Annotated in this window: 20 protein-coding genes; 15 read left to right on the forward strand and 5 right to left on the reverse strand. The window is 40.7% G+C overall.

What is annotated here, in order from left to right; translation table 11 throughout:
- The first annotated feature begins 399 nt into the window (after positions 1-399).
- On the forward strand, positions 400-996 hold the full coding sequence (locus tag E1919_RS09415) for a DUF4136 domain-containing protein (protein WP_162053105.1): 597 nt from the start codon (positions 400-402) through the stop codon (positions 994-996).
- 645 nt (positions 997-1,641) lie between these two features.
- Here E1919_RS09415 and E1919_RS09420 read toward each other — a convergent pair.
- The gene (locus tag E1919_RS09420) at positions 1,642-3,645 is read right to left on the reverse strand and encodes a monovalent cation:proton antiporter family protein (protein WP_162053106.1); all 2,004 of its coding nucleotides are present in this window, start codon (positions 3,643-3,645) and stop codon (positions 1,642-1,644) included.
- A gap of 661 nt (positions 3,646-4,306) precedes the next feature.
- A complete protein-coding gene (locus E1919_RS09425) occupies positions 4,307-4,966 on the reverse strand; it encodes an HD domain-containing protein (RefSeq protein WP_162053107.1) in 660 nt (219 codons plus the stop codon).
- A 280-nt stretch (positions 4,967-5,246) separates the two neighbouring features.
- On the opposite strand from E1919_RS09425, the gene cysQ reads away from it, so the two are divergent.
- Positions 5,247-6,041 carry a 3'(2'),5'-bisphosphate nucleotidase CysQ gene (gene cysQ, locus E1919_RS09430; protein WP_162053108.1) on the forward strand — a complete coding sequence of 265 codons (795 nt, stop codon included), beginning with the start codon at positions 5,247-5,249 and terminating at the stop codon, positions 6,039-6,041.
- Positions 6,042-6,107: 66 nt separating this feature from the next.
- A complete protein-coding gene (gene cysC, locus E1919_RS09435) occupies positions 6,108-6,716 on the forward strand; it encodes an adenylyl-sulfate kinase (RefSeq protein ID WP_162053109.1) in 609 nt (202 codons plus the stop codon).
- A 60-nt stretch (positions 6,717-6,776) separates the two neighbouring features.
- Here the strand turns inward: cysC and E1919_RS09440 are convergent, their stop codons facing one another.
- From E1919_RS09440 to E1919_RS09450, 3 genes are all read right to left on the reverse strand, one after another.
- Positions 6,777-7,256, reverse strand: a complete 480-nt coding sequence (locus E1919_RS09440) for a hypothetical protein (RefSeq protein ID WP_162053110.1) — start codon at positions 7,254-7,256, stop codon at positions 6,777-6,779.
- A 229-nt stretch (positions 7,257-7,485) separates the two neighbouring features.
- Positions 7,486-10,689, reverse strand: a complete 3,204-nt coding sequence (locus tag E1919_RS09445) for an RCC1 domain-containing protein (RefSeq protein ID WP_162053111.1) — start codon at positions 10,687-10,689, stop codon at positions 7,486-7,488.
- Between the two features lie 25 nt (positions 10,690-10,714).
- Positions 10,715-11,146 carry a hypothetical protein gene (locus E1919_RS09450; protein ID WP_162053112.1) on the reverse strand — a complete coding sequence of 144 codons (432 nt, stop codon included), beginning with the start codon at positions 11,144-11,146 and terminating at the stop codon, positions 10,715-10,717.
- A gap of 962 nt (positions 11,147-12,108) precedes the next feature.
- On the opposite strand from E1919_RS09450, the gene E1919_RS09455 reads away from it, so the two are divergent.
- From E1919_RS09455 to E1919_RS09510, 12 genes are all read left to right on the forward strand, one after another.
- Positions 12,109-12,942, forward strand: a complete 834-nt coding sequence (locus E1919_RS09455) for a DUF481 domain-containing protein (RefSeq protein WP_162053113.1) — start codon at positions 12,109-12,111, stop codon at positions 12,940-12,942.
- A 291-nt stretch (positions 12,943-13,233) separates the two neighbouring features.
- Positions 13,234-13,851, forward strand: coding sequence for a polysaccharide biosynthesis/export family protein (locus E1919_RS09460; protein ID WP_162053114.1), 618 nt, complete (start codon positions 13,234-13,236; stop codon positions 13,849-13,851).
- A 23-nt stretch (positions 13,852-13,874) separates the two neighbouring features.
- A complete protein-coding gene (locus E1919_RS09465; RefSeq protein ID WP_162053115.1) occupies positions 13,875-16,271 on the forward strand; it encodes a GumC family protein in 2,397 nt (798 codons plus the stop codon).
- A 222-nt stretch (positions 16,272-16,493) separates the two neighbouring features.
- On the forward strand, positions 16,494-17,429 hold the full coding sequence (gene fcl / locus E1919_RS09470) for a GDP-L-fucose synthase (protein WP_162053116.1): 936 nt from the start codon (positions 16,494-16,496) through the stop codon (positions 17,427-17,429).
- Between the two features lie 140 nt (positions 17,430-17,569).
- A complete protein-coding gene (gene gmd, locus E1919_RS09475; RefSeq protein WP_162053117.1) occupies positions 17,570-18,682 on the forward strand; it encodes a GDP-mannose 4,6-dehydratase in 1,113 nt (370 codons plus the stop codon).
- A 15-nt stretch (positions 18,683-18,697) separates the two neighbouring features.
- On the forward strand, positions 18,698-19,597 hold the full coding sequence (locus tag E1919_RS09480; RefSeq protein WP_202915885.1) for an ABC transporter permease: 900 nt from the start codon (positions 18,698-18,700) through the stop codon (positions 19,595-19,597).
- 65 nt (positions 19,598-19,662) lie between these two features.
- The gene (locus E1919_RS09485) at positions 19,663-20,895 is read left to right on the forward strand and encodes an ABC transporter ATP-binding protein (protein WP_162053118.1); all 1,233 of its coding nucleotides are present in this window, start codon (positions 19,663-19,665) and stop codon (positions 20,893-20,895) included.
- Between the two features lie 142 nt (positions 20,896-21,037).
- Entirely contained in the window at positions 21,038-21,853 is an 816-nt protein-coding gene (locus tag E1919_RS09490) for an FkbM family methyltransferase (RefSeq protein WP_162053119.1), read from the forward strand.
- Between the two features lie 11 nt (positions 21,854-21,864).
- On the forward strand, positions 21,865-22,614 hold the full coding sequence (locus tag E1919_RS09495; protein ID WP_162053120.1) for a methyltransferase domain-containing protein: 750 nt from the start codon (positions 21,865-21,867) through the stop codon (positions 22,612-22,614).
- Positions 22,615-22,770: 156 nt separating this feature from the next.
- On the forward strand, positions 22,771-23,670 hold the full coding sequence (locus E1919_RS09500; RefSeq protein ID WP_262888705.1) for a glycosyltransferase family protein: 900 nt from the start codon (positions 22,771-22,773) through the stop codon (positions 23,668-23,670).
- A gap of 46 nt (positions 23,671-23,716) precedes the next feature.
- Positions 23,717-24,799 (forward strand): glycosyltransferase family protein, encoded by a 1,083-nt coding sequence (locus tag E1919_RS09505; RefSeq protein ID WP_162053122.1) that lies wholly within the window; start codon positions 23,717-23,719, stop codon positions 24,797-24,799.
- Positions 24,800-25,016: 217 nt separating this feature from the next.
- Entirely contained in the window at positions 25,017-26,321 is a 1,305-nt protein-coding gene (locus E1919_RS09510) for a glycosyltransferase family 4 protein (protein WP_162053123.1), read from the forward strand.
- The last annotated feature ends 9 nt before the right edge of the window (positions 26,322-26,330 follow it).

Consider the following 26,330-nt stretch of genomic DNA (forward strand, 5'->3'; position numbering starts at 1 on the left):
CTATACTTTGTAAGTATCTGGTATGTTCAATGAATTGTACTTGCGATGCTGGCAGCTTCCTCCTAAATTTGTTTTTGTACCATTTATGCAAACCTACTGGTTCAGTTGGTTGGGAAAAATGATACTTATCACCTGTTGTGTGGGGAGGAATTATCATGTACGGCAGGTCGCGAACTGTTCCTACGAAGGAATGTGTCGTCCTATTCAACGTTAATCTACATTGACTGAAGCCGTTTGGTGAAAGGCAACTTAGGTATGTTTTTCTTTAACGATTATCCGCAGGTGTAAACATCCCCCTTACCCCCTTCAAAGGGGGAGTAAAGAGTTTACATTTTGCTTAACACCAGTCACTTAAACCCATTGTGTTGCATCTTTACATAAATCTATTCTTTCCAATTAATGACAACAGCTACTAACCGCCTGATAGTCCTGCTTTGCCTGATGATGTGTTTTATCGGATTAAACTCCTGCGTTACAACATCCGGGGCAGTGGGCGCAAGCGCCATCAAAGCACCCTATGCGCGCATGGCCACCTATAAAACCTATGCCTGGTTTCAACAACAACCCGTAGCTGAACCAAACTATGAAAAAGGCTACAACGCGAACCTGGACAGGCACATTCGGCGGGCAGTGGAGGAGGAGTTGCAGGAGCGCGGCTACAGGAAAGTTGAAAGCAATCCGGATGTGCTGGTGGCCTATGATGTCAGTGTGTCGGTGCCGGAGGAGAAAGACAAGCCGGAGAACTTCAGTACCGGCTTTGGCTACAGCTACGGCTACATGAGCGGCTACCGCTATAATTACGGCCATGCCGACATGCCCGGCTACCGCAGTGTCGACCTGTTCAAGCAAGGCACCCTCATCATCGACCTCATCAGTCCTCAATCAAAAATGCTCCTCTGGCGCGGCTGGGCTGAAGGAGGCATTCCCAACTTTAAAGCCGGCTATAAGCAAGTGCAGAACCAGGTGGAGAAAGTGTTTGTGGAGTTAGAGAGTTAGAGAGTTTGGGAGTTAGAAAGTTAAGCAGAATCTGTACTTGTGCGGGGAAGTCCCCCTTTGAAGGTAGGGCCGTTTCATACTACCTTTTTCATAGCGCGAGCGAAGACGCCTTATCTTGTTCCATAACTTTTACAAATTCGCCCTTCATTAAAACTTAATGCCCAGCGCTTAGGAAGAATTGTCCCCTTGAGGGGACTATAGGGGTGTTTACACCTGCTGGTTCATCAGTATTTACTAGCAAAAGTGATCTGCTTCGTAGCTTTACACCCCTGCGGTCCCCTCAAGGGGACAATTTCTCAAGAAGAGATGCATTTACAGAAAATTTATGGAACAGGATAAGGCGTCTTCGCTCGCGCCATACGCGCCTTTATTAGGACAGTAATATCTTTAGAATGAGAATGAAACAGCCCTACCCCTTTGAAGGGGGTGGGGGGATGTTTACACCTGCGGACAATTTTCGATAAGAATCATCTCCTCCAAAGCTGCTCGTAGATAGCAAAGGCTGGTAGAAGATTTTTACAGCCTCTCATCCCCCTGCCCCCTTCAAAGGGGGACAAAAAAAACAACAAAATTCAGATTGCGGCATTGGCATTTCTTTAAGAATGCTTGAGTTGTGATACTTAATACGAATGTCCTGATACAATTTTAAAACCCGTCTGCTTTGAGGTAATTGTTGAAGCGCATGATTTCACCCGGTTTGCCGACAACGTATAAAATATCCTTTCTATGGATATAGGTGTGGGCGTCGATGTTCAGGATTGTCTCGCCGTCTCGCTTTATAGCCACTATCGTGACATTAAAGCGGTGGCGAACGCCAGACTCCAGCAAGGGCTTCCCGATTATTTCGTCCTCCTTTGTTAAAACCCGAAGGCTTGCCACTTCAATCTCAGGCAGGTCCAGGTTAAAATTTGTGGAGACATTGTTCTTCATGCCAGCCATACTGCGCAGCATATCATAGTTATCAGAGCGGATCATCTGCGTAAAGCTTTCTATCTCATCGCGGGGCATCAGGTATTTATTCAGCACGCGGGTAAAAATTTCGATGGAGGTTTCGAACTCTTCCGGAATAACTTCATCGGCCCCAAGTCTATAGTTCTCCTCCATCTCCTGCACAAAGCGGGTGCGCACAATCAAATGCAGCCTGTCGCTGATTTCCCTGATGCTGGCGATAATGCGCCGCGTGGCTTCCGGGTCGGAGATGGCCACCACCACCACCCGCGCCTTGTGGATGTTAATATGAGAGAGAATCATCGGGTGCACAGCGTCTCCGTACACAATCGGCTCGCCCATCTTTCGCTCGTTTTTTACAGTGACGGCATTCAGTTCAACTATTACATAAGGTATCTGGGCATGCCGGGCAGCCTTGGCAACATTTCGACCGTTCACACCATAGCCGATGATCACTATGTGGTCGTCGAGAGGCGGAAGGTCGCCATGTTCCTCTGGTGAAGTGACAGTATAGGGCATGGGCTCCTTGCCGGAGGAGAAGGGCGCGCCGATAACACCTGCAATCTTCTGGTAATATTCAATAACGAACGGCGTAACACTCATCGTCAGCAAGGATACTGACAGGAAGTACTGGTACGTTTCCGCAGATAGCAAGCCGTGGGTGATGCCTGTGTTGGAGAGGATAAAGGCGAATTCACCCACCTGGAAGATAGACAAACCCACCAACAGCGATATACGCAGCGGGTACTGCAGGATGCGGGCGGCCACCGTGGCGACAGTGCCTTTGATAATAACCGTTAGAATGGTGAAAAAAAGAATGATGGCAAAGTTCTGCAGCATGAAGTTGAAATCCAGCAGCATACCAATCGACACAAAGAAAAAGCTGGTGAAAATCTCCCGGAAAGGCAGAATATTGCTGGTCGCCTGGTGGCTGTATTCTGATTCTGAAATTATCAGACCTGCCATAAAGGCCCCCAGCGCCAGCGATAAACCTAAGCTTGAGGTAAGCCAGGCGACCGCGAAGCAAATCACCACCACACACAGTATAAAGAGTTCCTTGCTTTTCGTTTTCGCCACCGCATACAACAGCATCGGCACCAGGTAACGGGCGCTTATTAACACAAACACAATTACAAAAATGCCTTTCAGCGCCATCCACAGCAGGGCAGAGCCAATGTCTTCGGTGCCTCCCCCCATCAAAGGCGTCAGCAGCATCATTGGCACCACGATAATGTCCTGGAAAATGAGAATACCCAGGACCACCCGCCCCTGCGGACTGTTAATTTCTCCTTTATCCTGTAATATCTTAAGCACAATGGCTGTGCTACTTAAGGCAATCAGGAACCCCATAAATACGGCCTCTCCCTGGGTGAAACCGAACAACAGCATCACCACCCATACCAAACCAATGGTGGCCAACACTTGGGTGGCACCTCCCAGTAGCACTGTGCGTTTTATCAGGGCAAGGCTCCGTAGCGAGAACTCCATACCAATAATGAAGAGCAGCAGGATAACGCCTATCTCCGCCAGGATCTCGATGTCATGGATGGCAGTAATCAGGCTCAAACCGTAAGGTCCCGCAATTACACCTGTGGCCAGGAAGCCTAATATAGTCGGAAGCCTAAAGCGCTGGAACAGCAGAATTACTACAACAGCCAGTCCTAAGATAATGACGATGTCTGAGAGTAAAGGAATTTCCATAGGTTGGTGGTGAGTGGTTGTGTCAGAAGCTAATTTAAGGATTATTACGGATTGATCTGAATGCTACAACAAAGCAGGTAACGTAGCAAGCTTACAATGATCTTTTATTCCCCCTTTAAAGGAGGTTAGGGGGATGATTACAACTGCGAAAAATCTTTTAATAAAAGTAAATGAATTGTGCCCACTATAATCAATTACCAGTGAGTAATATTGGGGTTAGGGGCAATGCCGTCAACTTTAGCTTGATTTTGTCATTTCGAACGCTGTGAGAAATCTGAAATATTGCGGGGTCATGGAATAACCCAGACTTCTCACAGCTTCGCTGGCTCTTTTCGGCTCGCGCCTCAAGAATGTTCAAAATGACAGTTTAGCTACTGTTTCCCCTTAAGTTGAAGGCATTGGGGGCTAAGGGTGGGTAAGTCTTCAACACTGTTATAAAGCCGAAACTTGATTTTCTTACCAGATTAAGGTTTATGCACAGCGCTCATTTATTTAAGTCAAAAAAGGGTATTCTAAAGCTGCTTACAAATTAAAAAGGCTTTTAAGTATATCTGACTGCCTTTCATCCCCCTACCCCCTTCAAAGGGGGACTTTGTGGTGTGCTTTTGTCTTTTAACCTTTTGTGTTGAGCCTGCATCAAACGTCATACGTATCTTGAAATTTACTTTTCCCCTTCCCACTCAGCGTAAAACTGGTTCAGAAAACCTTCCATATACTGGTGGCGCTCTTCAGCAAGACGTTTGGCAGTTTCGGTATGCATACGGTCTTTCAGCAATAATAGCTTCTCATAAAAGTGGTTGATGGTAGGAGCGGTGCTGGCCTTGTATTTTTCGAACGAGTCGTGCAGCTCCGGTTTGATGTGCGGGTTATAGAGCTCGCGGTTCTTATGGCCACCATAGGCGAAGGTGCGCGCAATCCCGATGGCACCGATAGCATCAAGTCGGTCTGCATCCTGCACCACGCAACCTTCTGTGGTTGGCATCGAAGAAGAAGTGCCGGCACCTTTAAAAGATAAGGCTTTGATGATGTCGCAGACATGGTCTGTGGTTTCAGCTTCCACTTCATGGTGCTGCAGCCATTCCCGGGCCATGCGCGGCCCCACGGACTCATCGCCGTTATGAAATTTATGGTCGCCGATGTCATGCAGCAGGGCTGTTAGTTCTACCACATACATGTTAACGTTTTCGTGTGCTGCAATACTTTTGGCGTTGTTCCAGACCCGGTAAATGTGCCACCAATCATGCCCGGAGCCCTCCCCGGATAGCAGGTCTTTCACATAACCAGCAGTAGCAGCTATAATTTCTTCTTTTTGCGGCTTCATTCAAATAAAGTTTATTCCCTCAAAACTGAAGATAAATAGCGGAAGGGGCAAGTGTTTTTGACTCGTTCTACAGAAGCAGCTGATTTTAATGAAAAACGTTTCACTGACCTCGCAGCGTGCGCAGCTCCTGCGAGCGTCTGAACCGGTGTTGTTGCTTCGTAGCAGACAAGACACTCACAGGTTTGGAAAACACTGTGAGGTCAGAACGGGTATCTAAGTTTTAGTGCCATATTGTTTTCAAGTCAATTGATTAGATTTGTTTTGAATCAAATAACCTTTTATGTCTTTACCTCTTCCCGATCTCATTATTCGTGCTGCGCTGGAGGCAGGCGATAAAATTATGGAGATTTATAGTGCTGAGAATTTTGACATCGAAATAAAGCAGGATGCATCTCCACTTACCTCAGCAGACAAAGCATCTCACAATATCATCCTACAATATTTAGAGCAGACGCCTTTTCCTGTAATCAGTGAAGAAAGCAAAAGTGCAGCGTATAGTACCCGAAGCAAATGGATGCAGTACTGGCTAATTGACCCGCTGGATGGCACAAAAGAATTCATCAAGCGCAATGGCGAGTTCACCGTGAACATTGCCTTCATCGAACATGGAGTGCCTACCATGGGTGTAGTTTATGCTCCTGCCAAGCAATGGCTTTATATTGGTGTGGATGGTGAAGGAGCCTGGAAAATGGATTTAAATAATGAGCGCTTCTCAAGCAACTGGAAAGAAAAGGGGCAGCGCTTACCAGTAACCAGACCGGAGGGAAAGAAGTTTACAGTGGTCGCGAGCCGCACCCATGCCTCCAGGGAGACAAACGAGTATGTGGCAAAGCTAGCGGAAAAGCACGGGGAGCTAGAGTTTGTCTCGATGGGGAGCTCCCTGAAAATTTGTTTGGTAGCGGAAGGAAAAGCTGACATCTATCCGCGTTTATCCCCGACAATGGAATGGGACACTGCCGCCGGAGATGCTGTGGCACGATGTGCAGGTTGCAGCGTTGTGCAATTCGAGCGTGGAACGCCCTTGCAGTATAACAAAGAAAACCTGCTGAATCCCTGGTTCATTGAGCAACGTTAAGGATTGAAATGCCTTCGAGGATACAGCCGTACGTTTAAGCACATCAGCTTCAGGCAATATTATTATATGGATGAACAGCTACACACCATACCCCATCTGCACCAGGTAAACAGGACCTTGCGCAATGCCATGAAAGCGCATGCCTCGCTGGTGGTGTGGTTTACCGGTTTTTCCGGCAGCGGCAAATCGACACTTGCCAGCTCCCTGGAGGCGTATCTTTACCGCAACGGATACCATACCTATGTCTTGGATGGCGACAACGTACGCAAAGGCCTGAACAAGGACCTGGACTTTACAGATTTAGCACGCAAAGAGAATATCCGGCGAATAGGAGAGGTGGCAAATTTGATGGCTGATGCCGGCCTCGTTGTTTTGACCGCCTTTATTTCTCCTTTCAGAGCAGACAGGGAGCGGGTGAAGTGTGTGGTGGGGGCAGAAAACTTCGTTGAAGTGTTTGTTGATTGTCCCTTAGAAGTGTGTGAGCAACGTGATGTAAAAGGTTTATATGCGAAGGCTCGTAAAGGAGAAATTTCTAATTTCACCGGCATAAGCTCTCCTTTCGAAGTGCCTGAGAACCCCGATATACATATCCGTTCAGGTGAGGAAGCCCTTGAAGATTCCCTGCAAAAGCTTATTGCTTACATAGAACCCAGGTTGCGGTTGTCTAGTGAGTAAAAAGCTTAAAGCAACCGCAGCCAGGTTCAGACGCTCACAGGAGCTGCGCACCCTGCGAGTTCAGGGTTGCATCGCTACTTCTTTTAGTAGTCTGTTATTCCATGACGGCAGTTTTACCTTTTCAGCCAGCTCTTCCTCCAGCACTTTTGCCCATGTCTCCAGGTATAGCACCACGTCCTCCCGCCGGTTGTGCTGCAGGTATTTTCGGTTTTGTGGCAGGCCTTGTGTGATGGCAGGGTGGGACAGGCGCTCCAGGTGCTCCAAGTCCTGCCGTGTCAATCCGAAATCTGTCATCTGGTCTATAATCTCATCTAAAGGCAGGCCGCTCTGGGGGCAGTAGTCGCGTAACTGCTCCCGCCAATCACCATAGCGCCTCATCGCTGCGCCATGTATGTCACCTTTACTGTGCTTTGTGATAGTTTGCGCCAGGTGGCCGCAGTTGCAGCTTCCCATGTGGCCCCACTGGTACTTATCGCCCTGTGCGAGGCGCTGTGCTGTTTCCCGCAGCGCCTGTATGAGTTGGATGGATGCTCTTGCCATAGCTGTTTTAGTTTTCCTTTTGCCAATGTTCTATAAAGCGCTAGGACTAACAAAATGTTTGTTCCGAATGTAAATGTTTTGCTCTGTGACATCTTTATATGACGTATTAATTAACTTATTGCTACATCTCAATGAGGTGAAACTTGTATATAAATCAAATAGCATATAAAAAAAGGAGCCAGACAGCTTTTGAAAGCATTCTGACTCCTTAGAATATGTCTTGGCAATCTTATCTAGTCAGAACAATTTTAAGGCTTTTAGCAAATGAAGGTGTTGTTAACCGAGTGATAAAAATGCCATCTCTCATACCCACACTCCTAAGTTCATACTCATAAAGTCTTTTCGCCTCGGCAGTACCGCTTGCGACTTTTTTAACCAGAACACCCTTCATGTCAAAGACCTCCAGCACATAGTTTTCCTCTCTTTCTAAAGAGAAGGCAATTGTTGCCCTGTCAGAGAAGGCTGTAGGATAACTGTATAAGCTTCCCTGTAGTTGCTCTTGTATTGCTGGAACTGCGGCAATAGCTGCGCCAACTGTGGAAGCTTTTTTAACTTGATGAATCACTATAGATCCGCCACCCAGTACTGTAGAAGGAGCCACATTTAAGTCATAGTTCTCATCGACTTCAGTTCCGTCTGTGTTCATCAAGTTGTCATATACAAGCTTACCAGAAGCTTTCTCAGATATTTTAATCCGGAACTTATCGATGTTGCCTCCTCCGTTAATCTGCCCGTCTACTACCGAAATCATAAATTTATATGTGAATTCAGAACCCTCTATGCTGCCCTCACCTTTATAGGTGGCTTTACTTGTAGAGACTACCAGGGTTGCAGCAATATGGGTAGAACTCTTGAACCGAAGGCTTCCGTCGTTGAAATGAAAAACTGTATTGCCCTCAACAACTGTAGTAGATCCTTTTTTGTATTTAGAAACAAAGCCGAAATTTGCTTTACCTTCCGGTGATGCTTCTCCGCCCCTGTACTCGCCGTTTTCATCTAAAGGTGTATAAGCCCCTGCAGGAGAATTTATCCAACCCCCGCCAGTCACAAATCCTGCGCTTGGATCGTACACTGCCACGTATATTTCTTCGTACTTTGCCATGCAGCCTGGTATCCTTGAAACAACGCCCACCTTGTAGACTCTGGCTATATCACTAAGCCAACTTGTCGACATTTGAGTACCATTCGAGGATGTAGTAAATGCAACAGGCTCTTCACGTCCATCTGAATTATATGTTACACTCCAGTAATATTCTACCCCAGACTCAGGGCTAACTATTTCGTAGGTTGTTGGCGTTGTTGTTCCCAGAGCGACAGTTGTGATGGGGGCTCCACCGGAACTTCCTAAATTAAGTGCACCCAAGGAATTTATTGCTACTGACACAGGGGCTTTAGAAGAGCAAGATGAAACATTATCAGTCGCCTTTATCCAGTATGTGCTGCTGAAGTTAACGGAAGAACTGGTCAGTTCACTGCTTTCAGTTAAATCAGGGTCACCGTTCCAAAATGTTAACTCCAGTCCTTCTGTGGAATTAGTGATAGTGCTTACAAGGTCAACTGCTCCAGGTGAGCAAACTGCTGCAGGATTCACAACATTAAGTGTAGGAGGTGTGATTGCTTTAACTTCAACAGCTGTTCTTGTACTTTCACAACCTGTATTGCTGTTATACACACTGATGTAATATTTTGTAGCTACACCTTCCTGTAAGTCTGAAAGGAAGAACTGATTATTTGGCACACCTGGTTGGGAGTCAGCAGGTGCTTCTGCAGTTTCACTTGTATACCATCGGTACGTATAGTTAATGTTTGTTAGTAAAGGGGCTGTAAGTGTTACATCTCCTGCTGAGCATCTTATTCCACCACTTACATCACTTACTAACAATGCTGCAGGCGGGGCACTAATAGTTAGTTGTTCCACTTGAGAAGCTGAACATAAACCACCTCCTTGTGTAATTGTTAGTTTTACATCATAATTACCCGCTTGTGGGTAAGTGTGGGAGATGGACGCTCCTGAATAATCAGCGTCATTATCGGCTATACCGTCATTATCTGAGTCAACGTTTGTGTTAACGTCCCACTTGAAGGTTGCATCAGAGGCAACATTGGTACCACTTGCCACAAAACCTATAGCATTTCCTGTACATTTTTTTTGATCTGAAATAGTGATAACAGGCACAGGATCTAAACAGTTAACAGGAAACAGCACATGCACCTGCACAGGTATAGCAGATCCATTTGGAGGGGAGGTATAAAACATATCGTCACCTAATTGCCCATAAGTTCCCTGCCCCCAAGCGAAAACTTTGTCGTCTGTACGAATAGCTATGGAGTGATACTCGCCAGCGGCAACAGCTTTCACACCTGACAACCCTTGCACTAATTCAGGCACGTGTGAATTATTATATGTTTCACGACTTAACTGCCCATACGTTCCCTGTCCCCATGCAAAAACTTTATCATCTGCGCTGATTGCCGTGGCATGATATCCACCGGCGGCAATAGCCTTTATTCCCGTCAGGCCCTGAACCTGCACAGGAATGGGTGAGTTAATATAGGTATCTAGGCCTATCTGGCCATACGCGCCCTGTCCCCAGGCAAAAACTTTACTTTCTGCGCTGATTGCCATAGAGAAATAACCGCCGGCGGCAATAGCTTTTACACCTGTCAAGTTTTTCACCTGTACAGGAACAAAATAACTGGCAATTTCATTATTTCCTAACTGTCCATCCACCCCATAACCCCATGCATAAACTTTATCGTCTGCGCCAAGTGCCATGGAGTGAAGAAAGCCGGCTGCAATAGCCTTCACACCCGTTAGGCCCTGAACCTGCACAGGAACAGATGAGCCATAATGAGGATTGGTAGGGTAAGCAGTGTTGTTTCCCAATTGCCCAAACGCTCCATGCCCCCAGGCATACACAATACCGTTCACACCTATGGCCATAGAATGATACCCCCCGGCGGCTATAGCCGTTATACCAGTCAAGTCTTGCACCTGCACTGGAACAGATGAATCAGCAAAGCTACTATTACCTATCTGGCCATTTCCCCCATATCCCCATGCATATACGGTTCCGTCAGTGGCAAGCGCAAGTGTATGATAGGCCCCATTAGCTACACTTTTGATTTTTTTGCCAATAAGTTCACCAACAGCTGATACATCTATAGGTATTTTTGTGCTCCCAGTAGCGGTACCATTTCCTAACTGCCCTTTCGCGTTTCTCCCCCAGGTATAAAGAGTGCCATTAATAGAGATAGCGGAGGCGTGAATAGATGTAGCTCCAGTACCTAAAGATTGAGCCTGTACAAAAACACTTGTACACCCTAACAACATTATGCCTAGCCAAGTGCATACTCTAACGGATGTCATGAAGTGAGACATCCAAGCTTGGTACCATGGTTTATCTTTTTTTATTGTATATGTAGAAGTCATAAAAAGATGCTTTATATGAAGATATTTATTCAGTTGGACTCAATGTGGCAGTGATTACAAGCTGTGACAGAACAGTGTCTACACCTGGCATTGGAATTGACATATGTGGTTCTGGCATGCTACAAGAAGCTACTTTTTCGCCGCCTCCCTCCAATGGCATCAGTATTCCCGGAAATAGCAGTTTACCATTACTTGTTTCTATCTCAAGCTGCCATTGCCCTGTTACTCTGTGAGAGCTTCCGTTAAGTATCCGCAGAAAAATTACCTGGTGCCCATTGCAGCTAGCTACCTGGTAATAAAAACTGACGCCATCTACATCTTTTATCAATGTCCAATCTAAAGCAGATTTAGTATCTGCCCTTACTGCTGAATTAGCAAACAGGAAGGAAAGAATAAAGAAAAATGCAAAGCGAGATAGCTTTTCTTTTGATCGTGTAATTACTTTTTCTATTAGCATATTATTATAGGATAATTTGTGGATTTTCTTACATTGTAAAAGCCGTAGCGATAAATTGTAAAGGGTAAAGCGTGTACTAAATATTTAAATATTAAATAAAATTAATAAAAATATACTAATTAAAATGCTTATAAAAATTACAGTTTAAATTGTGTGCACCAGTGTTAAACTTAGAAACAAATTTTATAGATATATCTATTCTCCTGCCACAGCAGTGTTACATAGACAACTCAGTAATTAAGTTATTAGTTATTAACTATATATACCTTTTATGCCTTTCAGTTTAAGTCTTATAAGCCAGGAATAAAATCATTAAAAACTTATACAAAATCTATAAGATATAATTACAACAGTACATAAAATTTATTGTTATATTAAGATACATTGTATCTTAATATTATATTTTTGAATAATTTTAGTATATATAGCTCTTTTCTGGGTGAATCTCATTAAAGTTATAGTCTAAGTAAGCCTAAAAATAGAAGGTGACGTTACTGAGAAAAACTGCTCTATTATTTTAATTAAAAAATATATTATACTTGCCCCAAGTACACTGGTGAAAAAGGATTATGTGCTGATTGTCTATTCTTTAGATTAAAATACTAGAGCGATACAAGCTATGATGTGATGTGCTCTATTTTAATAGTACTGTTTTTTTTTTATAATTCAAGAGGTAGGTGAACTGCCTAATTTTTTACAAGGGTTAGATAGCCACTCACGGAACTTTAACGAAGTGAATCTCTCATTTTTGATTAGATTTGCTGCTGCGGAAGTTGTGTTAGAATATGGATCGGAATATGCTCTCTCAATTCAAATGGACTTTTTTGTAAAGCACTAGAACAAGCAGGCATGCGGAATACATGTACAAAACAGCAAGGGGGTCAGTTAAAGATGCACATTCTTGTGACCGGCATTAAATTATCTAGACTCACATATTGAATAAAAAACTTGATTACCCCATAATGTCACTTTTACTTGAAATACGTTATTTCCTTATCTTATTTATTTCAATTGTATTTCTCGTACCGCATGCAGATGCTCAGATACTTAACATAGAGCGTTCGAGGGTGCAGCGTGACACTGCTAACTACTTTACGGGCAAGGCGGGGCTGAACTTTTCTATGTTTAACCGCAACGCGGGCAAAGACAACCCTAATAACTACCTGCAGCTTACTTTTGATGGCAACGTGGCCTTTATTTCAGCAAGGCATAGTTACCTGTTGCTAAATTACTACAACTACCTGCTGGTAAACTACGACTCAAAAGCTTTGCGCAATACCGTTGCCAGTACAGGCTATTCGCATTTTAGGACTAACTTTTATTTTGAGGAGCCTTTGTCTTATGAGTTGTTTGCGCAGGTGCAGACAGACCAGGCAAGGGGACTGGAGCTACGTGCGCTGGCAGGAGGGGGAATTCGTTACCGGCTGCTTCGAACTAATAACTCCACTATATATGTTGGCACAGGTGTCATGCACGAGCACGAGGAGTGGGAACATCCCGGGGAAGAGGCGAATATCATTGTCTCTGACCTGCTGAAATCTACGAATTACGTGAGCCTGAAGACGAAACTGAATGAGTATGTGAGCACGGAAGGGATTATTTATTACCAGGTGGGCTATGCCGACGTGATAGAGAAATTCCGGAACCGGGTGAGTGGGGATGTGACGCTGCTGGTGAAACTGACGAACCGGCTGAACCTGCGCACTAATTTTAACTGTGTCTATGAAGATGAGCCAATTGTACCCATTACGAACTTCGTTTACAGCATCTCAAATGGGGTGGAGGTGAAGTTCTGAAAAATGTTATAGTTTATTTTTCGGCTAAAGCAGTGGCTGAGACATTATTTGCTTAATTTAGCCAATTGAAGAGAAAGGATAGCGTATTCTCGCTACTTTGATCATATATGAGATTACGTGTACACAATTAATATGCGCAACACCCTTACTGCTCTTTGGATTACGCTCGGAATATTGCTATTTTCCGCTTGCGTTCCTCAGAAAAAGCTGCTATTGTTGCAGGAGAACCCGCCTGCCGGAAACCAGCATAATGCAGATGAACTGCTTCGGACAATAGACCTGAAGCTTCCTGTGTATACGCTGAAAAAAGGAGATGTGTTGTCTATTAATGTTAAAAGCACAACGCCAGCGGAATTTAATTTTCTAAGTACAGTCGCGGCTGGTGCAGGAGACCCTGTTTTGAGCGGCTATACCATAGATGCAGAAGGAAATATACTCCTACCTGTTATCGGTAAAGTCAATCTTGGTGGTTTGACAGTGTCGGAAGCCAGAGAGAAAATAACAGAAAATCTACTACCGCATCTGTCTAACCCTACAGTTACTGTGCGCCTATTGACCTTCAAATATACCATATTAGGTGAGGTTAGTGGGCAGGGCCAGTATACTACCTATCAGGATAACATTAATATTATGGAAGCTATTGCTACAGCAGGTGGCTTTAGCCCCTATTCTAACCGTGGGCGCATCAGATTGGTACGTTATGAAAATGGTCAGGCAAAACTTTACACACTCAATTTGTTAGCAGACAACACTTTGGCTGCTTCTAATTTTTTCCTGCAGCCTAACGACATGATAGTTGTAGATCCCCTTCCTGCCAAATTTGTACGTGAGAATATTGTTGCAAATGTTGGTTTGACCCTAGGACTTGTTTCTACTATGTTTTTTCTGATTGATAGACTTACAAGATAATATTACCTAATTCAATTTTTCTATTGGAAACAAAGAAACTATTACAACAGGACACAGGGCTGGATATCAAAAGGCTCTTACAGTTAGCAGTATCTAAATGGTACCTGTTTTTAGCTTCTATCGCTATTGCAATTGCGCTTGCTGTTGTTGTCAACCGTTATACTGTGCCGTTATTTGAGGTACAATCTGCTGTTATGATCAATAAACCCGCAGATAACGGCGCATCTGCAGCAGCACTATTATATGGTTCTGAAGTTTTTCGTGGGGCACAGAGCTTAACGAATGAGACTATTCTTCTTAAAACGAAATTTCTAGCCTATCAAACTTTAAAAAAATTAAATTTTGAGGTAAGCTATTACCAACAGGGTAATATCAAATTAACAGAAGTATATAAAGATAAATCGCCTGTACAGGTAATAGTAGATACTGCTTTCAACAACATTCCCTACAATGTGCTTTTCAAAGTGAATTTTTTAGAAGGTGACAAGTATGCTCTTACTTCTGAAAACCTAACATGGAATACCTTTTTATCCGGGAAAGAATTTTTTTCAGGACAAGAGAATGTAGTTGAAGGTTTTAGATTTTCAGTGATTATAAAAAGTGAAAACACCTCTTCTATTCCTAATGAAGTTTTATTTAAAATTAATAGCCTGGAGGAGCTTGCCTACCAGTATGCTGGTTTATTAGATGTGTCTCCTTATCCTGGAGGTGCTTCTGCTCTTGTTTTGAAGTTAGGTGGTCCTACCCCTGAAAAAGACAAAGACTTTTTGAATGCGCACATGCTCACCTACAGGGAAAATAACCTGGAGATCAAGAACACAAATGCTACCAATACCTTACAGTTTATTGATGACCAGCTGCAGCAGATAAGTGATTCGCTCTACTTTATAGAAAGCCGCATTGAGGCTTTCCAGAAGAAGAATGAAACAATGAATATCAGTGTGGAAGGGACTAAAATTGCGTCAGAACTTAAGGCTTTAGAAACCGAGAAGGCCTCATTGCAGATGAGCCTGAAATATATTGATTATTTGAAGGGGTATTTACAAAATGGGAGGGAAATGGATGAAGTAGTTGTACCGGCCATAGTTGGTGTTTCTGATCCTATACTTAATGCCCTAGTAAATAAATTAGTTGCTAAACAATCAGAAATTAAGATACTTTCGCAAAACGAGAACATCCAAAATCCTATTATAGCCAGCCAGCTAAAAGTGTATACGCAGGAGCTAAATAATATCCGTGACAACCTGATGGAGAGTATCTCTAATATTGTTGCCACTAATAATATAGCTTTGATTGAACTCAACAGGCGTATCAGTTCTGCTTCCGGTGCCTTGGAAAGGTTACCTGCTGCTGAGCGACAACTCATTAATGTACAAAGACTTTACGGGCTCAGCGAAAACCTTTATGTGATGCTGATGGAAAAAAGAGCCGAAGCAGGTATTGCCAAGGCTGCAAGCACTTCGGACGTTACCATTTTAAGTGAAGCTTATGTGTCAGGACAAACAGCACCAACTTCGTCTAAGAACTTTGTGCTTGCTATTTTCATCGGTTTAGCTTTACCATTCGCTTTTATTTTTGCGAAAGATTTCTTCAACAATAAAATAAGTACAGTAGATGATCTTTCCCGCCTTACCACGCTGCCTTTGCTGGGCCTGGTGGGCCATAATAAAAAGCAGGGCTTTAATTTAATACATCAGAATTCGCGCTCTGCTTTAGCAGAGGCCTTCAGAACAGTACGTTCAAACCTTCGGTTTATGGTTGGTGCAGGTGACCAGGTACAAGGGAAGATTTTTGTTATTACCTCCTCTATAAGTGGAGAAGGCAAAACTTTCTCTGCCAAAAACCTGGCATATATTTTTGCTATCTCCGGAGAGCGGACACTTCTCATCAACGCAGATATGCGAAAGCCAAATAATAATACTGAATTCGGGGTTAACAGTAACCTTGGCCTCAGCAATTTTCTGGCTGGATATGCTGCTTTAGAAGATGTTATTCATTATACAGTACAAGACAACCTGCACATTCTTCCTTCCGGGGATATACCGCCTAACCCATCTGAACTCCTGCTCAATAAACGTATGGAGGGGTTGTTACAGGAAATCAAACAACGATATGATTACATCATCATGGATACACCACCAGTTGGTATCCTATCCGATGGCCAGGAATTGATGCAAATAGCGGATGCTAATATTTATATGGTTCGGCACGATTATACGCTCAAATCTTTCATAACGAACATTCAGCAACAGTATGAGTCAGGTAAAATCAGGAATACGGCTATACTATTCAATGATGTAGATTTCGATAAATTAAATAATGGCTATGGTTATGGCTACGGTTATGGCTACGGGTATTATGCCGAAGACCAGGAGCAAAAAAAGAAGTGGTGGAGAAGAGTGCCGATGCTGAATGACTGAGGTAATGTGTTTTGGTAAGTGTATAATTGTTTTACCCTTATAAGAAGAACTTATTGCTTCTACAGAATTGTATTAAAATAGATACCCCCCGTTGCCAGTTCTCACCAAATTCTTTTAAAAAAGTCTCAAGAAACAACTTTACACTTTCGTGTAAAGGGTCTTATTATTTTTAAATTGCATCAGGAAGCTTAAAAGATTAATTAGAGAATTGTACATTTACAGATGAATAAAAGTTCTAAGATATATGTGGCGGGGCACCGCGGAATGGTGGGTTCAGCCATTGTGCGGAAGCTGAAGGCAGCGGGATATGAAAACATCGTGACACGCCGCTCTGATGAGCTTGACTTACGGGAGCAGGTGGCTGTTCGGGCCTTCTTTCAGGAGGAGAACCCGGAGTATATTTTTCTTGCTGCAGCTAAAGTGGGAGGGATTGTGGCCAATAACACCTATCGGGCAGAATTTCTTTACGATAACCTCATGATGGAGGCCAATGTAATTCATTCTTCTTATGAGAAAGGTGTGAAAAAGCTCATGTTCCTGGGTTCCTCCTGCATATACCCGAAACTGGCACCTCAACCTTTGAAAGAAGAGTACCTCCTGACAGGGGAGCTGGAACCAACTAATGAACCTTACGCTATCGCGAAGATAGCCGGCATCAAGCTCTGCGAAGCCTACCGCGATCAGTACGGCTGTAATTTCATCAGTGTGATGCCTACCAACCTTTACGGACATAACGATAATTACCACCCACAGAACTCTCACGTGCTACCTGCTCTTATACGCAGGTTCCATGAGGCAAAGGAATCTGGAAAGGAAACAGTGACTATTTGGGGTACGGGTAGCCCCAGGAGGGAATTTCTTTTCGCTGATGACCTTGCAGAGGCTTGTTTATTTTTAATGGAAAACTACAGCGGCAGAGAATTATTAAATATTGGCACAGGCGAGGATACTACGATCAAAAAATTGGCTCTACTGGTGAAAAAAGTGGTTGGTTATGAAGGGACTTTAACATTTGACACAAGCAAACCAAACGGCACCCCCCGAAAGCTTTTAGATGTGTCGAAGCTGCACAGCTTTGGCTGGAGACACAAAGTTGACCTGGAGCAGGGCATTGCCATGGCCTATGCTGATTTCAAAGAAAAGTACATAACTATATAAAGTGCATAGGCAGTTTTACATACCTTTGAAAGGAACCAGGCTTAGTTTTATAGCAACGTACTTCCACAACCTACTGTAGAGCCTGCGGTAGTTGACATAAATTTTTATTTCGTAAATAATCAACTAGTAATACTTTTTAAATGAAAACAGCACTCATCACTGGTATCACAGGACAAGATGGAGCCTATCTGGCAGAGCTATTGTTAGAAAAAGGCTACATGGTGCACGGGCTAAAGCGCCGTAGTTCTATGTTCAATACAGATAGGATAGATCACCTTTACCAGGACCCACACGAGAAAAACATTAACTTAAAGCTCCATTATGGTGACCTGACAGATTCTACCAACCTGATCCGCATCATTCAGGAAACACAGCCTAACGAGATTTACAACCTGGCGGCGATGAGCCACGTGAAGGTTAGTTTCGACACGCCGGAATATACTGCTAATGCCGATGGTATAGGTACACTTCGCATACTTGAGGCTATAAGAATACTCGGACTAACGGAGAAGACAAGAATTTACCAGGCATCTACCTCTGAGTTGTATGGATTGGTGCAGGCTGTACCGCAATCAGAGACAACTCCTTTTTACCCACGTTCACCTTATGCCGTAGCTAAACTTTATGCTTATTGGATAACAGTGAACTACCGCGAGGCTTATGGCATGTATGCCTGCAACGGTATACTTTTCAACCACGAATCTCCGCTAAGAGGAGAGACCTTTGTAACCCGTAAAATTACAAGGGCGGCGGCAAGGATAGCGATGGGGCTGCAGGAGAAAATTTACCTGGGCAACCTGGACTCCCGCAGAGACTGGGGCCACGCAAAAGATTACGTGGAGGCTATGTGGAGAATATTGCAGCAGGACACACCGGAAGATTTTGTTATTGCTACAGGCGTAACAACAACTGTACGTGATTTTGTGAAGATGGCTTTCTCAGAGGTAGGCGTAGAAATCGAGTTTAAAGGTGAAGGTGTAGAGGAGAAGGGTTACGTTGCGGCCTGCTCCAATCCGGAGTTCCAGCTGGAAGTAGGAAAAGAGGTAGTGTGTGTGGATGCTAACTACTTCCGTCCTACAGAAGTGGAACTGCTGATAGGCGATGGCACAAAAGCTAAAGAGAAATTAGGTTGGGTGCCAAAATATGATCTGCCAGCCCTGGTGAAGGACATGATGCAGAGTGATGTTGAGCTATTCAAACGCGATACATACCTGGCTGAAGGTGGCCACCGAATCCTGAATTACCACGAATAATCTATCAAATTGCCAATGCAACCTGTCTTAACAGAAAAAGAAGAGAAGCGGAATACGGTTATTGAGCCAGAGGAAGAAAACTGGGATCTGGTAATTGAGCCAAAACACAGCTTGTTAGATCTCAAGCTAAAAGAACTTTGGAAGTACCAGGATCTTTTATGGCTGTGGGTACGGAGGGAGTATGTAGGTGCCTATAAGCAAACAATTATGGGTCCACTTTGGCATTTTTTCTCTCCAATTTTTGGTACACTAACTTATATACTGATTTTTGGTAAAATTGCTGATCTGTCCACTGGCGGTGTACCTATGTTTTTGTTTTATAATGCTGGTATTGCCATCTGGAATTTTTTCAACGGTTGCTTCAGTAGTTCTTCGGGTGCATTCTTAAGCAATGCAGGTATTTTCGGAAAGGTCTATTTTCCGAGGTTGATCATGCCTATGGCTAGTGTAATCTCTACATTGATAAAATTCGGTATCCAAATATCTTTATTTTTGGTAGTATACCTCTATGTAATACTGGCACAGGATTACAGGCCTGATGTGGGTTTGGGGTTATTTTATGTACCTCTATCACTGTTTTTGTTGGCTGGCATTGGCTTTGGCTTTGGAATTATTGTATCGTCCGTTACAACTAAATACAGAGACTTGAACATGCTTGTAGGGTTTGGTATGCAATTGTTAATGTATGCTACACCTATCATTTATACTTATTCTTCTGTAGACCCTGACTTAAAGAAATATCTTGCTTTAAATCCGCTTGTAGCTCCTGTAGAGGCTTTTAAACATGCTGTTTTCGGTATTGGAGACTTTTCTGCCTATTCATTACTTTACAGTTTCTGCTGGATGGTAGTTTTGCTACTTCTTGGAATTGTGTTGTTCAACAAGGCTGAAAAGAATTTCATGGATATTGTGTAAACATCATGATATTCTTTCGCCTAAGAGCGATGTAGATTTAAATTTTATTCATAATCAAGTAGAAGATGTCTGTAGTAATCAAGGCTGAAAACATTAGCAAACAATACCGCCTGGGGGAAGTTGGTACGGGTTCATTGAAAGATGACTTCAAGAGGTGGCGCTATCAATTGATGGGAAAAGAAGATCCCTTTCTTACAGTTGGGGAAGAAAACGACAGAACAATAAAATCAAATGCTGATTATGTCTGGGCTTTAAGAAATGTGAATTTTGAAGTTAACAAGGGTGATATTTTAGGCATCATCGGAAAAAATGGTGCGGGTAAGTCAACATTATTAAAGATACTTTCCCGCACAACCGGCCCTACAACAGGTTCTTTAAAAATGAAGGGGCGGATTGCCAGTTTGCTGGAAGTAGGTACAGGTTTCCATGGGGAGCTTTCTGGCAGGGAAAATATTTTCCTGAATGGGGCCATTATGGGCATGGGAAAAGCTGAGATAAAGAAAAAGTTTGATGAAATAGTAGACTTTGCAGGGGTAGAGAAATACATTGATACACCGGTCAAGAGATATAGTAGTGGTATGTATGTTCGCCTTGCATTTGGTGTAGCTGCTCATCTCGAACCAGATATTATGATAGTAGATGAAGTGCTTGCAGTTGGAGATGCAGAGTTTCAGAAAAAAGCGTTAGGAAAGATGCAAAGCGTTTCAAAAGGAGAGGGAAGAACAGTGATATTTGTAAGTCATGATCTTAATGCAGTATCTCAGTTGTGTACCCGTGGGCTCTTGATGAAGCATGGGCAAGTTTCGCATGTGGGTCAAATTAGTGAGATAATATCCCAGTATTTAAGTGATGATGTAAAGAAACCAGTCTATATCAATTCATTTCCTTCCGCATCAAAGCCTCTAATAATTCAAAAAGTAGCAGTATTGAAATCCAATGGAAAAATTGCTAGTGACTTTTTCCATGATGAACCTGTATCTTTAAAATTCGAGATTAAAATAAATGACCCTCACATCAAGGCTAATCTATTTGTGATGATATTGGATGGTAAAAAAAGAAGGGTATTTGCATGTGAGTCAGAAAGTGTTCATTCTAACATGTTATTAAAAATTGATTCTAATTTTCTTGTAAGAGGTAACTATTCGATTCATGCCTTCATTAATCAACCTAAAATAAAACAAATAGATGTAGTTGAAGATGAATGCCATTTTAACATCATTGATTCTGGTTCTATAATGGCTAAGCATTATGAGTATGATTATGGTGTTGTATTTGGTAAATATAGCTGGTCGGTATAGCTTTAATCATCAGATACTGATTTTATAAAATTAAGTATCTATAGTAATCGAACTATTAATATTTATTTACATCAATAGAATATATAATAATAAAATATTATTTAAGATGCATTCTCTTACTCTGCTCTTATAAATCTAATTTATGAAACAAATTGTTAAAAGTGTATTCTCAAAACTTGGGTACAACTTACAGCCAAAATATCCTCAAATGAATGGTGGTGAAGATGTTTTGGAAGGTGAATTAATCAGAAATAGGTTTGAACCTTATGAATGTACATTTATGGGACATACACTTTATGTACATGATTATGCTTCGTACAACCTTGGCAGTTCTGAACTATTTGGTGAGAACATTTATAAATTTACAGCTACACATGATAAGCCTTATATAATTGATTGTGGAGCTAATTTGGGAATGAGTGTTATATATTTCAAGAACCTATACCCCAACTCTGAAATAGTTGCGTTTGAAGCTGATCCCCATATCTATTCCTTCTTAAAAAAAAATATAGATTCTTTTGAACTGACTAAAACTAGTTGTATTAATAAAGCAGTTTGGAATACTTCTGGAAGCCAATTGTCTTTTTTATCAGAAGGAGGGGCAGGAGGAAGGTTGGAGACAATTTCAGGGGAGCATAAGTTTGTTGAAGTGGAAACGGTTAGATTAAAAGATTATTTAAATAAGAAAATTGATTTCTTAAAAATAGATATAGAGGGGGCTGAGTACAAAGTTATTGAAGATTGTGCTGATAATTTACACTTTGTTGAAAACCTGTTTATAGAGTATCATAGTTTTCCTAGTGTTAAACAGAATTTACATCTTATCCTTGAAATAGTTACTACAGCTGGCTTTAGATATCATATTAAAGAAGCTTTTGTGAGCAGTGAACCTTTCGTAGAACGAAGGATTAATTTTGGTATGGATCTTCAGTTAAATATTTTCTGTTACAGAGATTAAGTGTACGATTTATGGAAGCAAATATCATTAGTTTAGTACAAAAAGTAGTTAGAAAATTTCGTGTAATTGAAAGTGTAGACGAAAAGCTTATCAATCTTTTTAAACAAAAAAAAGGAATAGAAATAGGAGGGCCTAGCCCTATTTTTTCATCTGAATTACCCATATATCCAATTATTGAAAGTCTTGATGGGTGTAATTTTAGTAATAATACAGTTTGGGAAGGTTCAATACTCGAGGGTGAAAACTATTCTTTTTTTTCAGATAAAAAAGGTTTCCAATACATAGCAGAAGCAAGCGACCTTAACAAAGTTGATTCGAATAAATATGATTTTTTGCTTGCTTCACATTGTTTAGAACATTGTGCAAATTCGCTAAAAACTATCGAAGAATGGTTAAGGGTAATAAAGCCTGGAGGTATTATGCTTCTGATTCTGCCAAAGAAAGAAAATACGTTTGATCATAAAAGACAAATTACATCCTTCGAGCACTTGTTAGCTGATTATGCCAATGATGTTGATGAAACTGATTTGACTCATTTAGAAGAAATCATTGCTTATCATGATTTGGTTCTTGATATTCCAGCAGGAGATAATGAGAGTTTCAAGTGCAGATCTTTAAATAACTATCAAAATAGGTGTTTACATCATCATGTTTATGATTTTGAATTGCTTAATCAAATTTTCGATTATACAAATACTAAAGTCATATATCAAGAGTATAAAGATCCTTATCATCAAATAATAGCAGGCATAAAATCTTAATACTTTTTAATAAATTTTATTTGTCTGTGGCTATTAGACCTCCCATTCCTGATTTATAATTAGTGATAGCTAACCTCAAACATATTGTAATTTGTTAAATAATAGCTGCTTTGCAAGATTAAAAATTTTTTCCATTCTAAATAAGATTATCACTAAATGATATCCATTATAATATGTTCAGTAAACTCAAATATGCTTAAAGAGGTTGCTGAAAATGTAAAAGATACCATTGGGATTTTGCATGAAATAATAGCAATAGATAACAGAAACGGAAAATATGGAATATGTGAAGCATATAATATTGGAGCTTCAAAAAGCAAGTATGATGTCCTCTGTTTTATGCATGAAGACTTAATTTTTCATACTATTGATTGGGGAAGGCGGGTAGTCGAACATTTAAATGATACTACAATAGGTCTGATAGGTGTTGCTGGAGGCACTTATAAGTCTAAAAGTTTAGATGCATGGGGTATTGATCCTATAGAGTTTGCAAGGATGAATGTTCTGCAAGACTATAAATCAGGAAGACCACAAGATCATTTATATTCTAATCCTTTCAATGAGTTTGTTGCAGATGTTGCTTCGGTAGATGGACTTTGGTTTTGCACTAGAAAAGAAGTATGGCAGAATAATAAATTTGATGAAACTACTCTCAAAGAGTTTCACTTTTATGATATAGATTTTTCTCTACAAGTTCTCCAGTCTTACCGTGTCTGTGTAGTATATGATATTTTATTACAACACATATCCGAGGGTAGTATAAATAGATCTTGGCTGGAAAATGCAGTGCTTTTTCATAATAAATGGAAGCAAACACTTCCTTATTCTGTAGATGGATTATATGATGAGAAGAAAAAGGCAATTGAAATCCGTCGTGCTAAAAACATCCTTCAACTTCTGAAAAAATATAGATTTAGTCAACTTATATATCTTCAGCATTACTTTCGGTATGTGATTTTATATATATCAAGTGAGCAGTTTATAATTGATAAAAATATTTGTAAGAATAATATAAGATATAGGTTGACTGCTGCTTATAAAAGGTTGATTAGGTAATCTTAGTTTGATCCTTATAATAAGTATTAGTTTTGAATTTTGCAAAATGAACGTAGTTTTTACAATTTGTTCCAACAATTATCTAGCTCAAGCTAAGGCTTTAGGTGATTCTGTTGTTAAATATAATCCAAGTTATATTTTTGCTATTGGCTTGGTAGATAAATTAGATGCTGAGGTTGATTATAATTTTTTTAATCCTTATGAAATAATCCCTGTTGGTGATATTAATATCGAAGGATTTAATGAAATGTTTAATAATTATGATATAACAGAACTTAATACTGCTGTTAAGCCATTTTTATTTAATTTTTTATTTGCAAGAAACTCTAATATCAATACAATCATATATTTAGATCCAGATATTTTAGTTTATGATTCTTTTGATGTTCTTGAAGAAGCTTTTTCTAAATATAGTATTATTTTAACCCCTCATTTTTTTACACCTATTTATGATGATAAACTATTGTCAGAACCAGATGTACTTAATGCTGGACTTTATAATCTTGGCTTTATAGGACTAAAAAGGAGTGAAGATGCTTTACAATTACTGAAATGGTGGATGATAAAATTAAAAGAACAGTGCCTGATAGACTTTAAAAATGGCTTATTTGTTGATCAGCTCTGGATAAATTTCGCTCCATTGTATTTTGAAAATGTTCTTATTTTGAAGCATTTAGGTCATAATGTAGCATATTGGAATTTTCATGAAAGAGAGCTTTCTTATTCAGATGGGAAGTATCAAGTTAATAATCAATTTGCCTTAGTTTTTTTTCATTTTAGTGGCTATTTGTTTTCTATACCTGAAATAGTTTCTAAATATCAAAATAGATTTACTTTTGAGGATAGGCCTGATGTAAAAGAGTTATTCGAAGATTATCATGAAAAAATAATTGGTAATAACTTTCACCAACTCTCTAAAATAGAATGTCATTATGTAAAACTGAAGGAAAAGCTTAGGTTTGAAGAAGAGGAAAAGCTGAGGATTGAAGAAGAGAAACTGAAGCTTGAAGAAGAGAAACTAAGACTTGAAGAAGAAATACAAAAGAAGAAAACTTCAAGTACGACTACTAATATAATTCGAAACTTAAAAAGAAAGTCGAAGAATATAGCTAAAGCAATTTTATCTTAAGTTTTGTATAAACATCTGTTATATCTATAGAGACCAGTTTTTTAATAAATTAAAATATAGTCAATATAAAAGAGAAAATATTTAGACTTTATCAAGATATATATAATCTAAAATTCTTATATGAATCTTATTAATGTTCATTAAAAATTTTAGAAGTTTCAGCAAGTAATCTGACAACTATAGTTTGATTTTATGCGGTAAAAAATAACGGTCTAATATGAAAGTATTATATGATATTACTGTTTTAGGGTTAGGGCATATTGTCCCCAAAGCACGTACAGGGATATTTAGAGTAATTGAAAATGTTGCTGAACAATTAGTTATCAATCAAGAATGTGAGATGTTATTTTGCAGTGGAACAGACATTGATACGATCAATAATTCCTTGAAGTATTTGAAAGATAAAAAGTCTTTTTCTCATATTCCTTTTTCTGTTTCTAGCATTCTAAAAAAAAATGATTATAAACAAAAAAGATTAGAATTAATTAAATCAATTCATAGTAGTGAACATAAAAGTTTGATAACTATATTTAGCAGTAAAGTTAGAGTTAGAAACTTTATGTTTAAAGAAAAAATCATTGATCTGACTCAAGGTGATGATTGTTTTATAAAACCAGCAGATCTAAAAAGTTCATCTATTTACCATTCATCCTTTTACCCTATACCTACACAAGTAAAAGGATCAGCCATCAAAGCCGTTTTCTTAACTTCTTATGATCTGATTCCTATTCTTTATCCGCAATTTGCAGAAGAGTCTGTAATCGAACTAATACAAAAGGTGCTACAAAGTATTACCCCAGATACCTGGGTTCTTTGTATATCAGAAGCTACCCGTAATGATCTTCTGAATTATTTAGGTAACAGGGTAGATCCTAACAAAGTTAAAGTAACGGAGCTAGCTGCCTCCGGCACATTTTATCAAAGCAGGAATAAAGCAGCTAACAAAGAAGTGAGGGGCAAATATGGTATCCCGGATGCACCTTACATACTAAGTTTATGTACTCTGGAGCCCAGAAAGAATATTGACCAGGCGATAAGGGCTTTTGTCAAGATCGTATCCCAGGAAAATGTTCCGGAACTGAACCTGGTGCTGGTTGGAACAAAAGGCTGGATGTTTGACAAAATCTTTGACGAAATAAAAGGGAGTGCAGGCATCAAAGATCGTATCATTATAACAGGATATGTACCAGATGAAGATCTGGCTGCTATTTACAGCGATGCTTTATTATTTGTTTACCCCTCCTTTTATGAAGGATTTGGTTTACCGCCTTTAGAAGCTATGCAATGCGGAGTTCCGGTTATTACCTCCAATACTTCATCATTACCTGAAGTAGTAGGTGATGCTGGCATTATGGTAGCTCCTACAGACCTGGATGCACTTTGCCAGGGAATGCTATCTATATATAATAATCCAGCTTTAAGAGAGAAGATGGTTGAAAAGTCTATAGAGCGTGCCGGAAGGTTTAGCTGGGAGCGATGCGCTAACGAAACTGTTGAGGCCTATAAGTCATCTTTAAATTAATAAACAACC

This window comes from Pontibacter pamirensis, assembly GCF_010015475.1.
Taxonomy (GTDB): domain Bacteria; phylum Bacteroidota; class Bacteroidia; order Cytophagales; family Hymenobacteraceae; genus Pontibacter; species Pontibacter pamirensis.